The sequence below is a fragment of the Streptomyces fuscichromogenes genome (assembly GCF_014645815.1).
Classification (GTDB): domain Bacteria; phylum Actinomycetota; class Actinomycetes; order Streptomycetales; family Streptomycetaceae; genus Streptomyces; species Streptomyces fuscichromogenes.
Window position 1 is genome coordinate 465,237 of record NZ_BMML01000003.1, and the last position, 13,834, is coordinate 479,070.

At 69.2% G+C, this 13,834-nt stretch carries 14 protein-coding genes; 10 read left to right on the forward strand and 4 right to left on the reverse strand.

The features are described 5' to 3' along the window. Positions 1-4: 4 nt before the first annotated feature. The 6 genes from IEZ11_RS09160 (at position 5) to IEZ11_RS09185 (ending at position 6,009) form a co-directional block, all read left to right on the forward strand. Positions 5-550: a carboxymuconolactone decarboxylase family protein gene (locus IEZ11_RS09160; protein WP_189262110.1), complete on the forward strand. Its 546-nt coding sequence runs from the start codon at positions 5-7 to the stop codon at positions 548-550. A 90-nt stretch (positions 551-640) separates the two neighbouring features. After that, complete coding sequence (locus IEZ11_RS09165; protein ID WP_189262111.1) at positions 641-1,825, forward strand: amidohydrolase family protein; 1,185 nt, start codon at positions 641-643, stop codon at positions 1,823-1,825. A gap of 90 nt (positions 1,826-1,915) precedes the next feature. Further along, on the forward strand, positions 1,916-3,094 hold the full coding sequence (locus tag IEZ11_RS09170) for an acyl-CoA dehydrogenase family protein (protein ID WP_229712904.1): 1,179 nt from the start codon (positions 1,916-1,918) through the stop codon (positions 3,092-3,094). Between the two features lie 125 nt (positions 3,095-3,219). Continuing rightward, positions 3,220-4,035: an enoyl-CoA hydratase/isomerase family protein gene (locus IEZ11_RS09175; protein ID WP_189262112.1), complete on the forward strand. Its 816-nt coding sequence runs from the start codon at positions 3,220-3,222 to the stop codon at positions 4,033-4,035. A gap of 14 nt (positions 4,036-4,049) precedes the next feature. Beyond that, positions 4,050-5,630 (forward strand): class I adenylate-forming enzyme family protein, encoded by a 1,581-nt coding sequence (locus IEZ11_RS09180; protein ID WP_189262113.1) that lies wholly within the window; start codon positions 4,050-4,052, stop codon positions 5,628-5,630. Between the two features lie 148 nt (positions 5,631-5,778). Then, positions 5,779-6,009 carry a hypothetical protein gene (locus tag IEZ11_RS09185; protein WP_189262114.1) on the forward strand — a complete coding sequence of 77 codons (231 nt, stop codon included), beginning with the start codon at positions 5,779-5,781 and terminating at the stop codon, positions 6,007-6,009. Positions 6,010-6,133: 124 nt separating this feature from the next. Here the strand turns inward: IEZ11_RS09185 and IEZ11_RS09190 are convergent, their stop codons facing one another. Then, on the reverse strand, positions 6,134-7,174 hold the full coding sequence (locus IEZ11_RS09190; protein WP_229712905.1) for a phosphotransferase family protein: 1,041 nt from the start codon (positions 7,172-7,174) through the stop codon (positions 6,134-6,136). A gap of 136 nt (positions 7,175-7,310) precedes the next feature. Here IEZ11_RS09190 and IEZ11_RS09195 point away from each other — a divergent pair, with 136 nt between their 5' ends. After that, entirely contained in the window at positions 7,311-8,465 is a 1,155-nt protein-coding gene (locus tag IEZ11_RS09195; protein ID WP_189262116.1) for an acyl-CoA dehydrogenase family protein, read from the forward strand. 74 nt (positions 8,466-8,539) lie between these two features. After that, positions 8,540-9,067 (forward strand): VOC family protein, encoded by a 528-nt coding sequence (locus IEZ11_RS09200; RefSeq protein WP_189262117.1) that lies wholly within the window; start codon positions 8,540-8,542, stop codon positions 9,065-9,067. 58 nt (positions 9,068-9,125) lie between these two features. Here the strand turns inward: IEZ11_RS09200 and IEZ11_RS09205 are convergent, their stop codons facing one another. Genes IEZ11_RS09205 through IEZ11_RS09215 form a run of 3 tightly spaced genes read right to left on the reverse strand, consistent with a single transcriptional unit; the run spans position 9,126 to position 11,846 of the window. Further along, positions 9,126-10,076, reverse strand: a complete 951-nt coding sequence (locus tag IEZ11_RS09205; RefSeq protein ID WP_189262118.1) for a hydroxymethylglutaryl-CoA lyase — start codon at positions 10,074-10,076, stop codon at positions 9,126-9,128. Positions 10,077-10,098: 22 nt separating this feature from the next. After that, positions 10,099-10,593 carry a MaoC family dehydratase gene (locus IEZ11_RS09210; protein ID WP_189262119.1) on the reverse strand — a complete coding sequence of 165 codons (495 nt, stop codon included), beginning with the start codon at positions 10,591-10,593 and terminating at the stop codon, positions 10,099-10,101. Further along, a complete protein-coding gene (locus tag IEZ11_RS09215) occupies positions 10,590-11,846 on the reverse strand; it encodes an acetyl-CoA hydrolase/transferase family protein (protein ID WP_189262120.1) in 1,257 nt (418 codons plus the stop codon). Before IEZ11_RS09215 ends, IEZ11_RS09210 begins: the two co-directional genes overlap by 4 nt. Positions 11,847-12,051: 205 nt before the next feature. Here IEZ11_RS09215 and IEZ11_RS09220 point away from each other — a divergent pair, with 205 nt between their 5' ends. Continuing rightward, a complete protein-coding gene (locus tag IEZ11_RS09220) occupies positions 12,052-12,813 on the forward strand; it encodes an SDR family NAD(P)-dependent oxidoreductase (RefSeq protein WP_189262121.1) in 762 nt (253 codons plus the stop codon). Between the two features lie 113 nt (positions 12,814-12,926). Beyond that, the gene (locus IEZ11_RS09225) at positions 12,927-13,694 is read left to right on the forward strand and encodes an SDR family NAD(P)-dependent oxidoreductase (protein WP_189262122.1); all 768 of its coding nucleotides are present in this window, start codon (positions 12,927-12,929) and stop codon (positions 13,692-13,694) included. The last annotated feature ends 140 nt before the right edge of the window (positions 13,695-13,834 follow it).

Sequence of the window (13,834 nt, forward strand, 5' to 3'; positions counted from 1 at the left end):
CCACGTGACAGCGTCGCCACGGATCCCCCCGCTCGAAGTCGACGGACTCGACGCCGCGACAGCGGAGCTGCTGCACAGTTGTGTTCAGGACGGCACGGCGGCCAACAACATCTATCGAACGATCCTGCGGCATCCCCGCGTCTTCAAGCGCTGGACCCGGTTCGGTGCGGTCCTGCTCTACGGATGGATTCCCGAGCGGGACCGCGAGCTGGTCGTCCTCAGGACCGCGCACAACTGTCGGTGCGCGTACGAGTGGGAGCACCACAAGCAGCTCGCCCAGCGGCGTGGTGTGTCGGCCGAGGAGGTCGAGGCCGTCCTGCAGGGACCGGAGTGGGCGGGCTGGTCGCAGTGGGACGCCGCGCTTCTTCGAGCCGCCGACGAACTGCACCGCGACAGCAGGGTCGGTGACGCGACCTGGGCCGTGCTCGCCGAGCGCTACGACGAACGTCTGCTCATCGAACTCCCGATGCTGGTGGGGAACTACCACGCGGTCGCCTTCGCGGTGAACAGCCTTGGCATCCAGTACGAGGCAGGAGAGGCGCAGCCGTAGCGGGTCGGCTCCCTGCGTTCCCGGACACAGCGGTTTCCCGGTCGGGGGCCGTTCGAGCTTTCAGGACATCGGTTGAGTGGAGGAAGCAACATGGCGGTACCCGAGACGATTGCCGGCATCAAGGTCATCGACGTCGACACCCATGTCGTGGAGCCGTACGACCTGTGGACCTCACGTGTGTCCACCGCGAAGTGGGGAGACAAGGTTCCGCACGTCGTGTGGAGCGAGAAGCGCCAGGAGGACATCTGGCTCAGCGGCGACCGGGTGTTGGGTGCCGCGGCCGCACCGGCGCAAGCCGGGTACCGCTTCCCGCCGCCCACCTACCCGCCGCGCCTGAGCGACGCTGATCCGAGCACGTGGCGCGTCGAGGACCGACTGCGGGCGATGGACGACTACGGGGTCCACGCCCAGGTCCTCTACCCCAACGTCGCCGGCTTCGGCGGTGGCCGGTTCTCCGACCCCAAGGAAGCCGAGCTGAACCTCCTGCTCATCCGGGCGTACAACGACTGGCTGACCGACTACGCGAGCGCCGCGCCCGACCGGCTGATTCCTGTGATGGGCATCCCCTTCTGGGACCTCGACCTCTCCATCCAAGAGATGGCGCGCTGCCGGGCGGCCGGGCACCGGGGCGTGATCATGTCGCAGGAGCCCGAGCACTACGGGCAGCCCAAGATCAGCGACCCGCACTGGGACCCGATGTGGGCGGCGGCACAGGAGATGGGCCTGCCCATCAGCTTCCATATCGGTGGCGGCGACATGTCCGGTTGGAAGATGCTCGCTCCCGGCGCCGGCAAGGTTGCCAACTACGCGGCGGTCTCGGTGACGTTCAACATCGCCCAGAGCCGCTGCATCGCCAGCCTGATCGCGGGCGGGGTGTGCCACCGCTTCCCGGATCTCGACTTCATCTCGGTCGAGAGCGGCGTGAGCTGGATCCCGTACCTCATGCACGGCATGGACTGGATGTGGGTGGAGTCCGACGTGCGGTCGGAACACCCCGAGTACGACCTGCTGCCGAGCGAGTACTTCAAGCGGCAGATCTACGCCTGCTTCTGGTTCGAACACGGTCCGATGCTGGACGCGACGATCGAGACCCTCGGTCCCGACAACCTGCTGTACGAGACGGACTTCCCGCACCCGACCAGCATGTCCCCGGGGCCGGCCAGCTCTGCCGTGGCGGCCAAGGACTTCATCAGGGACCGGCTGGGCCACCTTGACGACGCGGTACTGCGCAAGCTCCTGCACGAGAACGCCACACGTGTCCACGGCCTCGGCTGAGAACCGCCGTGTGCCCCGGGCGGGCTCGGGGCGCCAAGGCCGCCGGGCCCGGGCCGGGGGCGAACCGGCCGCCGCAGAGGGGAGCACCGCGTGATCGCCTTCGACGAACCCGAAGAGCACACCGACATACGCAGGGGAATCCGTCAGCTGTGCTCCAAATTCCCCAACACCTACTGGCGGGAGCGCGATGAACGCCGCGAGTTCCCCTGGGAGTTCTACAACGCGCTGGCCGAAGGGGGCTGGATCGGCATCGCCATCCCCGAGGAGTTCGGCGGCGGCGGGCGGGGGATCACCGAAGCGTCCATAGTGCTGGAGGAGGTCGCCGCGTCGGGTGCGGCGATGAACGGCTGCAGCGCCATCCATATATCGATCTTCGGTATGAACCCGGTCGTGCGCTACGGCTCCGCGGACCTCCGCCGTACCTATCTGCCCAAGGTGGCTTCGGGGGAACTGCATGTGGCGTTCGGGGTCACCGAACCCGACGCCGGCACCGACACGACGCGCATCAGGACGACGGCGACCCGCCGTGGTGACCAGTACGTGGTCCGGGGGCGCAAGGTGTGGATGACCAAGGCGTCCTTGAGCCAGCGATCGCTGCTGCTCGTCAGGACGGCTCCGGTCGAGGCGGTCTCCCGCAAGACCGACGGGCTCACCCTGCTCCTCGCCGACCTGCAGGCTCCGGGGGTGGAGATCACCCCGATCCCGAAGGTCGGACGCAACGCCGTGGTCTCCTGTGAGGTCACCTTCGACGACGTCGAGATCCCGGTCACGGACCGGGTCGGCGAGGAGGGCGAGGGGTTCCGGTATCTGCTCGACGGTCTCAACCCCGAGCGGATCCTGGTCGCGTCCGAGGCCCTGGGCATCGGACGGGCGTCCATCGTGCGCGCGGTCGAGTACGCCAACGAGCGTGTCGTCTACGGCCATCCGATCGGGCGCAACCAGGGCGTCGCCTTTCCCCTGGCGGAGGCCTACGCCCGGCTGCACGCGGCTGAACTGGCCGTGCGGGAGGCGTCCTGGCGCTACGACGAGGGCCGGCCCTGCGGGGAGCATGCCAACATGGCCAAGTGGCTGGCGGCGGAGGCCGGTTTCGCGGCGGCCGACCAGGCCGTGCAGACCCTCGGCGGATATGGCTACGCACTGGAGTACGACGTCTCCCGCTGGTGGCGGGAGGCACGTTTGATGCGTCTGGCGCCGGTGCCCCAGGAGATGATCCTGAACTATCTCGCAGAACACGTACTCGGGCTTCCCCGTTCGTACGGGACACGGTGAGCCGCTTGGCTCGATCGAAGGGTGCACGGGGCTTTACTTCGATTGTTGGAGAAAGATAAAAACGAAGCGGTCTCTTCTCTGCTGAACACCGTGTCCTGCGTCAACCACCTTGGAGACAGGTGAACATGAGCGACAACAAGCGGACGGTCGACTATTCGGGCTATGAACTCCTCCAGGTCACACGCGACGAGCGGATCGTGACCGTGACGATCAACCGCCCCGAGGTACGCAACGCCCTCAACGGAGCCCTCCACGAGGAGCTCGGCACGATCTTCGCCGATCTCAACCGGGATGACGCGTGCGACGTGGTCGTGCTCACGGGTGCGGCGGGAACCTTTTCGGCCGGCGGAGACGTCGCGTGGATGCGGGAGCAGTGGCAGAACCTCGCCATGAACACCGCGGCCAACCGCACCGGCCGTCGGATCCAGCAGGCCCTGCTGGACCTCGAGAAGCCGATCATCGCGAAGGTGCGGGGGTACGCCGTCGGACTGGGGTGCTCGCTGGCCGTCTTCTGCGACTTCGTGTACGCGACGCCGGACGCGGTGTTCGCCGACCCTCATGTGAAGGTGGGCCTGGTCGCCGGCGACGGCGGCGCGGTGATGTGGCCGCAGCTGGTCGGCTACGCCCGGGCCCGCCGCCACCTGCTCACCGGCGATCCCCTGACCGGAGCCCAGGCGGCCGACATCGGGCTGATCACCGAGGCCGTGCCGGACCCGGAACTCGACGCGGTCGTCGACGCCATGGCCCGGCGCATGGCCTCCGGCGCCGTCCACGCCATCCGGTTCACCAAGGCCGCGATCAACGCCGGTCTCAAGGCGACCGCACAGCCCGTCATGGGCGTGGCGACCTACGCGGAGAACCTCTGCCAGTTCACCAACGACAACCGCATCGCCGCCGAAGCCTTCCTGAACAAGGAGAAGCCCACGTTCACGGGGTCGTGACCACCATGGCTGATGTGCCCCAGCTTCCGTACCGGCCAACGGTGCCGGCCGTACTACGACGGGCCGCCGACCGCTTCGGCGACGACGACTACATCGTCCTGCCCGATCGCCGGATCTCCTTCCGGCAGGCCGAGATCGCCTCGCGGCGGCTCGCCAAGGAACTCCTCGCCTCCGGCGCGGGCAAGGGAACCCGGGTCGGCATCCACCTGCCCAGCGGTCCGGAGTGGGCGGTGGCATTCCTGGCGGTCACCCGGATCGGTGCCATCGCGATGCCGTTCAGCACCCTGTACCGGCCCCCCGAACTGCGCGCGGCCATCCGCGCCGGGGACGTCTCGGTGCTGGTGTCCGCTCCGTTACTGCTCGGGAAGGACAACGAGACTCAGCTGGAGGACGCGATCTCCGCCCTGGGGCGTTCCTCTCCAGGCCGGTTGCGGGATCCGGAGGTTCCCTATCTGCGGTCGGTACGCCTGGTGGGCGACAGCACCCGGGCCTGGGCGGAGCCGTTCGGCATCCGCACCGAGGGCGGCGAGGAGGAGATCGGAGGCGTCGAGGACCGGCTCCTGCGAGCCGTCGAGGCCGAAGTCACGCCCGCCGACCAAGGTGTGGTCGTCTTCACCTCGGGGACGACCGCCGATCCCAAGGCCGTCGTCCACAGCCAGGGCGCGGTACTGCGCAAGACCGCCCCGACGGCCGACGCCGCACTGAACGCGATCTTCGGCGGGCGGGTGCTCTGCCTCATGCCGTTCTTCTGGATCGGCGGGATGCAGGAGATGCTGGCCGCACTTCACAGCGGCGCCGCGATACTGACGCTCGAACGCCTCGACGCGGCCGCCGGCCTGGACCTCGGCCGCCGGGAGCGCGCCACCAGTGTGATGGGCAACCCGCAGACGATGCGGTCCCTGCTCGGGGCCACCGACCTGGAGTCGGTGATCCCCTCGCTACGGGATCTGCCCGAACGCCCCTGGGACGGTCCGCCCAGCAGCAGAGGGCAGATCCCCAACGGCATCGGCATGACGGAGACCTTCGGCGGATGGAACGCGGTCCGGGGGTTCGAATGCCGAGTGGTGGACCCGGTGACGGGGGACCTCCTCGGGGAGGGTGCGGTCGGGGAGTTCCAGGTGCGCGGCTACTCCCTCATGCAGGGCCTGTACAAGCACGAGCGGGAGGAGGTCTTCACTCCGGACGGCTTCTATGCCACCGGAGACCTCGGCTACACCGAGAAGGGGCAGTTCTATTTCTCGGCCCGTCTCAAGGACATGATCAAGACCAAGGGCGCGAATGTCGCCCCGGCGGAGGTGGAGACGGTCCTGAACCGTCGGCCCGAGGTCCGCGTCTCGTTCGTCGTCGGACTTCCGCACGAGGCCCACGGCGAACAGGTGGTCGCCGGGGTCGTCGCCGAGCACGGTCACGTTCTCGACGTCGAGGCGCTCCTGGAGGAGTGCCGCGTTGCCCTCTCGCCCTTCAAGGTGCCCACCGACATCCACGTTCTCGCGGACACCGACATTCCGGTGCTCGCGAGCAACAAGCCCGACCGCCGTGCGATCGCGACGCTCCTCGCCACGCGCCAGAGCCTCGCCCGCCGCCGTCCGGTGTGAGCCTACGACCGGAAGGGGCGCCCGGCACTGGTGGACAAGAAGCTGCTCTTGGACCGCCACGATGTCGCGGAGCCGCTCGCCCTGCTCGAACCCCAGGACTTCCGCACCGTGCCGTGCCGGGTCGGGTCGGCCCGGTGCGGACCAGGCGTTGGTCTTCACCCTGTCCGGCTGGATGCCCGGCGGTGGCGGCGAAGTGCTCGGCGTTGGTCTGGCCACCAGAACGAGCACGACCCCAGGGGCACACGACATCGGCATCTGGCGATTGTCACTGGACGGTCGGGCGGTCTGGGAACGGCTCACCTACTTCACCGCATTCGACGGCCACGGCGTCAACCAGCCGGTGATCTCCCCGACTTCCGGTGGATGGTCTTCGACATGAGGAAGTCGGACTCCGACCATGGTGACGCCGAGGCGCTCCTGGTCTTCGACCTCAGGGCACGGGACGCGAGCGGCCAGGGAACCTTCTCGACCGAACCGGACCGTCTGCCGCCGTACTCCCCGGCTCACCGGACCACCGAGAGTCCCTGCTCGATCCTCGAGACCACCTCGGCGCGGTACGCCTCCAGGCCGTCGGGCCGCTCGCCCAGCTGTCCGTCGAGATACCGCCGGTAGACCCCGGCGAGGATGGCGGCGGACCGCCAGGCAGTGAAGGCGCGCCAGTAGTCGAGCTCCTCGATCGGGCGCCCGGACTGCCGGGCGTAGTAGGCCGCGAGCTCCTCGCCGCTCGCGAAGCCGGGAAGCGCGGCGATCGGCTGGGCGAATCCGGGCCGGAGGTCGGGCGCGGTCCACGAGCGCAGGAAGTAGGCGAGGTCCAGCAGCGGTTCGCCGAGCGTGCACAGTTCCCAGTCCAGGACCGCCTGTACCGAGCCGGCTCGGTCGGTCAGGGTGTTGCCGAGCCGGAAGTCGCCATGGACCAGATGGGGTCCCGTCTCCTCGGGCCGATGCGCCGTCAGCCATGCGTGGAGCCGGGCCATTCCGCCGAGGTCGCCGAGACGGGCCGCCTGCCACTGTCCGGCCCAGCGCTGGAGCTGCCGGTCGAGGTAGCCGCTGCGGCGGGCCAGCCCGCCGAGTCCTACGGCGTCGATGTCGATGTGGTGCACGGCCACCAGTGCGTCGACCAGGGAGGTTCCGGCGCGGTCGCGAGCGTCCGCGCCGGGCAGCAGGGCGTCCGCGTCGGCGGCCGTGTTCACCACGACTCCTTCGACGTACTCCATCACGTAGAAGGGGGCGCCCGTGATGCGTTCGTCGTCGCAGGCTCCGAGCATGCGGGGAACGGGAACGCCGGTGCCGGCCACCCGAAGCATCACCTCGTGCTCGCGGACGACGTCATGGGCGGTCGCGAGGAGTCGGCCGACAGGGGGGCGGCGCAGCACCCAACGCCTGCCGTCGAGGTCGTCGACCAGATAGGTGAGGTTCGAATGTCCGCCGGTGATGCGTGTGTAGCGGAAAGGCGGTCGGGCGCCCGGCAGATGACGGGTGAGCCAGCGCTCGACCGGTTCGGCGGCGATTCCGAGTGGATCCGTAGTCGTCGACGCAGCGTCCACGGGGGGCCTCTCTCCCTGGCAGGGTGTCGTCAGGTGCCGACTGCTCCCGACGCGTTGCGTAAGACCTAAATGATTTATAGTCTTAAGGTTATTTGGGAGGCAAGCCCGTGCGCCACGGCCGAGAGGTTCGGGATCGATGACAGCGAAGACCGGCCCGTATGACGGGCCTGGGGGCCTTGGGCGTTTCCAGACCGAGCTGACGGCGTGGCTCGATGAGAACGACGCCTTCTTCCCGCGGCGTGCCGCCGGCATGTCGCTGGCCGGCGAGGTGGCGCGGAGCCGGGCCAACCAACACCGGCTGTGGCAGGCGGGCTGGCTCCGGCACGGCTGGCCGGAGTCGGTCGGGGGCATGGGCGGCTCGCGTCTGTTCAGGGCTGCCGTGACGGAGGAAGCCGCCCGGCGGGGGCTGTACTACGACACCCTCGCCGCGGTCGGCGAGGTCCTCGGTCCGACCGTGATCGAGGCCGCGCCCGACTTGGCACGGCGGTACATCACGCCGTTCCTCGACGGCACGGAGGGCTGGTGCCAGGGGTTCTCGGAGCCGGAGGCCGGCAGCGATCTCGCGTCGCTGCGTTGCCGGGCGGTCGACGCCGGCGACCACTGGGTCGTCGACGGGCAGAAACTCTGGACGAGTTACGCCCAGTTCGCGTCGCGCATGGTCCTGCTGGCGCGTACCGGCACCACCGAAGACCGCCACCGCGGGATCACCGCGCTGCTCGTCGACATGGGCTCGCCGGGGATGACGGTCCGCCCTCTGCACGGGATCAACGACATGGCGGAGTTCTCGGAGACCTTCTTCGACTCGGTCCGGGTGCCCAAGGACCGCGTGATCGGTGAGGTCAACGGCGGCTGGTCCGTCGCGATGCGGATGCTGCGGTCCGAACGTGGTGGAATCTTCTGGATGCTCTCGGCCTGGCTCCTCGAAGAGCTGGAGCGCCTGGCGGGCACGGCGGGCCTCACCGCCGCCGATGACGAGGCGGTAGGGCGGCTGTTCGCCACCGTCGCGGCTCTGCGGGCGCGCAGCTGGACGACACAGCACCGGCTGGCGGCCGACGGCATCGAGACCCCCGAGACCTCGATCGACAAGATCCTCATGGCGACGGCCGAGCAGGAGCTGTTCGATCTGGTCCGGACCTCGCTCGACGGCGTACTCGAGTTCGCGGACACCGACGAGGCGGTGTGGCTGCGCTCGTCGTACATGTACTCACGGGCGGCGTCCGTGTACGGCGGCACGGCCGAGATCCAGCGGAACATCGTCGCCGACCAGCTCCTGGGACTGCGCGGCGCGTGACACGCAGCGGGTTCGCCCGCTCGCCCTGGTCGAGGACCACCCATGGCCGCGGAGGCGGCGGAAGGGAGCCGAGGATGATCGTCCCTGGCGACATGTTCGAGATCTGCTTCGTCGTACGGAACCTCGAAGCCGCGGTGGAGCAGTACCACAAGGCGTTCGGTTACACGTTCTCCGTGATCCTCGACGGCGTGCTGCCGACCAGGGAGGCCGCCACCCAGGACGACTCGGTGCCGCCGTTGCGCATGGCGGTCTCCCGTGAACAGCATCCCCAGATCGAGCTGCTGGAAGCGGTGCCCGGTACCCATCTCGTACCCCCGGCCGGGACCGGCCTGCACCATCTGGGCTACTACGTCGACGACCTCAGCGCGGCATCGCGGGCGCTCGCCGCTCTCGGGGTCCCACTGGTCAGAGGCGGAGTGGCCGACGGGGTGTCGCCGGTGTCCTGGGCCTACCACGCGATGGGGGACGGCACCCTGGTCGAGCTGGTCGACCGCCAGTCCGCACCGTTGCGGGCGATGATCACCGTGGGCCAGGTGCCGCCGTCACCGTGGGCACGTCAGGTCATCAGGCTTGCCGACGGGTGGCGTCCGGCGGATTCCTGAACGAGTGCGGGACCGTCTGCCCTTCGGCCGGCGAACGGTCCCGCCCCCGCTCGTTGTGCTACGTCATCGCCTGCGTGATCGCCTGTGCCGCCCGTGAGGGCGAGGGACGTCCCAGGTGCCCGGCCAGCCAGGCCGACGTCCCGGCGAGCGCGTGCAGGTCGATGCCGGTCTCGATACCCAGGCCATGGAGATGCCACAGGAGGTCCTCGGTGGCCAGGTTCCCGGTCGACGAGCCGGCGAAGGGGCATCCGCCGAGTCCGCCGGCCGAGGCGTCGACGACTGTGACGCCTCGGGTGATGGCGGCGGAGGCGTTGGCGAGTGCCTGACCGTAGGTGTCGTGCAGGTGCACGGCGAGCCGGTCCATGCCGATGCCGGCCGCCACGACGGCGTCGATCAGCGCGACGGTCTGTCCGGGCGTGCCCACCCCGATCGTGTCGCCGAGCGAGAGCTCGGTGCATCCCAGGTCGTCGAGACGACGGGCGACCGCCACCGCTTGTTCGACGGGAACCGCACCTTCCCACGGGTCGCCGCACGCCATGGAGAAGTAGCCGCGCACGGCAAGGCCGTTGCGGCGTGCGTACTCGACCACAGGCTCGAACATGCGGAGACTCTCGTCGACGGAGCGTCCCAGGTTGCGCCGAGAGAAGGTCTCGGTGCAGCTGGCGAACACGGCTATCTCCCGCACGCCCGCGTCGACGGCACGGCGAACGGCCTTCTCGTTCGGCGTCAGCACCACTGTCCGCACCTCCTCCGGGAGGTCCAGCCGGCGCAGCAGCTCCTCTGCGTCGGCAAGTTGTGGTACCCGGTCGGGACGCACCAGTGATGTCAGTTCGAGGGCTCGTACACCCGCGTCGACGAGGCGTTCGACGAATTCCGCCTTGACCTCGACGGGCACTGGCGTCGCCTCGTTCTGAAGGCCGTCACGGGGCCCGACCTCGAACACCGTCACGCGCGACGGCAGTTTCGCCGAACCGACCTTCAGCGGTGTGCTCACTGCACTGGTCGACATACCTGTCCTCCTGGATGGCCCATCACTGTTCCGACTGGTCGACGCCGGTCTCCGCGGGTGCTCGAAGGACGAGCGCGGCGCGCCGCGCCGCGCAGACGAGGACGCCGCGCTGATTGCGGCCCGAGTGCTCGAACATCACGATTCCCTGCCCCGGTCGGCTTCTTGACGGCCGGACACTCACGACCTCGGTGCTCGCGTAGACGGTGTCGCCGATGAAGACGGGCGCGGGGAAGGTGACCTTCTCGAAGCCGAGGTTTCCCACCGTCGTGCCGTCGGTGAGGTCCGCGACGCTCAGGCCGACCACGGTGGCCAGAGTGAACATACTGTTGACGAGGCGCTGACCGAACTCCTGGTGGGCCGCGAACTCGGCATCCAGGTGCAGGCTCTGGGTGTTCATCGACAGCACCGAGAGCAGCAGATTGTCGGCCTCGGTGATCGTCCGTCCGGGACGGTGCTCGAACACGTCGCCTGGGTGCAGTTCCTCGAGGTAGCGCCCTCTGCGCTGATGAACGGTCATCGCAGGTCCGCCTTTCCGGCCGCGATCGTCTCTCGATGCTGTGGGGCGGCGATGTTCGCCAGTGACTCGGCCCGCTCGCGCATCGACAGGCCGGCGAGCCGGGCGACGCCGTGCTCGGTCACGACCACGTCGACCATCGCCTTCGGCAGGCTCGTCGGCGTGCTCTCGGCCAGGCGGGCGACGATGCGCGAGGTCGTGCCGTCCGGTGTCGTCGACGGCAGCGCGATGATCCGCAGTCCGCCCGGGGAGTGAGTGGCCGCCTCGACGAAGTCGATGCTGCCCCCGACTCCGGAGATCCGACGGCCGCGGACCAGCTCCGCATTGACCTGTCCGGACACGTCCACCTCGATGGCGGAATTGACCGAGACCAGCCGGTCGTGGTGTGCGAGAAGGGCCGGTGTGTGCGCGGTGGCCGACTCGAAGACGCCCACGGCCGGGTTGCCGTCGGCGAAGTCCATGACGCGTCTGGTGCCGAGGATGTCGGGGGTGCTGATCGCCGGGCCTGCGCGGCCCAGGTCCAGATCGAGCAAGCCGCGCTCGAAGAGGTCGGCCATGCCGTCCGAACCCATGCCGACGAACCGCAGCCCGCCCAGCTCCGCATCGGCGAGCGCGCCGAGGAGCGCCTCGGGCACCGTGCCGATTCCGAGCTGGAGCGTGGGCTTCGACGGCAGCAGCTCCAGTACGTGTCCGGCGATCGCCCGGGTCACCTCTGTCTGCCGCGCCGGTGGATGGACGGGCATGGGAGTCGTGGACTCGGTGACCGCGTCGAAGCACGAGAGGTGAACCGGCGTGTCGCCGAAGGTGTGCGGGACGGCGGGATCGATCTCGGCGATCCTGGTCCCGGCCGTGGCCAGAGCGGCGCGTGCGTAGCCGGCCGACGCCCCCAGACTGCACCAGCCGTGACGATCGGGCGGCGAGACGCGGACCATGGCGACATCGGGCGACCACGCACGCAGCTGTGACGGTACGGCGGAAGCGCGCAGTGGTATGTACTCGGCGGTGCCCTGGTCCAGTTGGTGTGCGAGTGCGGCGGTGGGGTGCCAGGTCCGGAGCCGGAGAGCTCCGCGGTCGAGAGCGGGCAGCAGGACCTCCGGATCGAGGAGCAGCCCGGCGAGCAAGGTGACACCCCGAGGGCCCGCCTCGTCGGCGAGGGTCGCGAGCAGCGACGTCGGTGTGCCGCACGCCGGCGCCACCACCACCGTCGCGCCGGCCGGGATACGCGCCACCGTTGCCGCCGAGGTCGACGTCTTCATGCAGCCTCCCAACGGAAAGACTCTCAATGAACTAAAACTTTAATAGATTGGCGTCCTCGGTGCACTCATGTGACAGCCTACGAAACCATGCTATTTTTTAGAAGATTCGACGCTGGGTCCCGTGAGTCCGACACTCCGTCACCGGGAGCACAGGACGATCTGCCGGGGCCTCGCTCCCAGTGGTGCGGAAGGGGCTGAACTGAACGTGGAGCCAGAGTTTGCAGGCCGGGTCGCGCTGGTGACAGGGGCCGCAGGAGACGGCATCGGGCAGGGAATCGCACGCCGGTTCGCGGCGGGCGGGGCCACCGTCATCGTGACCGACTCCCATGAGCGGCGGACACAGCAGGTGGCCGAGGCGATCGGCAGGGACCACGACGCCACGGTGGCGGGGTACCCGATGGACGTCACCGACCGGGCCAGGGTGGCCGAGGTCCTCGACGAGGTCGGCCGCAAGTACGGAACCGTCCGGATACTCGTGAACAACGCCGCCTGGAACGTCCTCGGTGACATCTTCGAGTACGACTTCGCCGACTGGGACCGCGTCATCGACGTGGACCTCACCGGGCCGTTCAACACCACACGGCTCGCTCTGCCCGGCATGCGCGAGGCCGGGGGCGGGGCGATCGTCAACATCTCCTCGATCGGCGCGGACCTCGCGGCCGGCTCGGGTGAACTGCCCTACGCGGTGGCCAAGGGCGGGCTCAACACCATGACCCGCCAGATCGCCAGGGTGGGCGGACCGCACAACATCCGCTGCAACGCGGTGGCGCTCGGTCTGGTGACCGGTACCAGGTTCACGGACATCCGGCCACAGCTCATCGAGCGGGTGTTGCCCGACATCCCCCTGGGCCGGGCCGGCACGGCCGACGACGTCGTGGAGGCCGCGGCCTTCCTCGCCTCCGAGCGGGCCGCCTTCATCACCGGAGAGATCCTCAACGTGTCCGGCGGCTTCTACATGCGCAATTGATCACACGCTCGCTGTCAGGTGTCCGTGGCCGTGCGCAACCGGCGCCACGCCGCCGCAGCCTCGTGAACGACTGACCGGCGGGGCGCCGGCGACCGGATTCGAGGAGGACGAGGATGGTCTACGGGAACGAACGGTTCGAACTGACCGGCCGGTCGGCGCTGGTGACCGGTGCCGGCGGCGGAATCGGCGCCGCAGTCGCCGGAGCCCTGGCTGCGGCCGGAGCGTCGGTGCTGGTCACCGATGTCGATCCAGCCGCCGCGGCGGCGATCGCCGAGCGGATCAACGCCGCCGGAGGCAAGGCCGATGCCGCGGCCTTGGACGTGCGCGACCGCGACGCCGCGAGCGAGGCCGCGGCCCGCGCCGCTGCGCGGTCCAACGGCAGTCTGCACATTCTGGTGAACAACGCTGGTGTCACGGCCCCCGCGATGTTCGCCGACATCGATGAGACGTCGTTCCGGGGAGTCGTCGACACACATGTGCTGGGGGCGTTCCACTGTTCTCAGGCAGCGCTGCCGTATCTCCCGGTGGACGGCACCGGACGGATCATCAACGTCACGTCTGCGGCCGGGATCACCGGCACGCTGGGCCAGGTCAACTACTCCGTTGCCAAGGCGGGTGTCATCGGTATGACCAAGTCCCTGGCGCGGGAGCTGGCACGCAAGAAGATCCTCGTCAACGCGATCGCCCCGCTGGCGGCAACACCCATGACCGAGACCATCCGCACGGACGAGAAATTCGCCGCACACATGCTCGCTCGCATCCCGTTGCGACGCTGGGCGGAACCCGAGGAGGTCGCCGGCGCCTTCGTGTTCCTGGCCTCGGACGCCGCGTCGTTCATCACCGGACAGGTGCTGCCGGTGGACGGCGGCCTGGTGATGTGAGCCGCCCGTCACCGGCTGTGCCCGGCACCGAGGCATCTTGGGAGACCGTGTGCCGGGCCCGGCCCGCGGCCGGCACGACTCCCGGCCGACGACTTCGTGCCCCGCGGCGACGGGTTCCGACCGGACCGACGAGGAGAGAT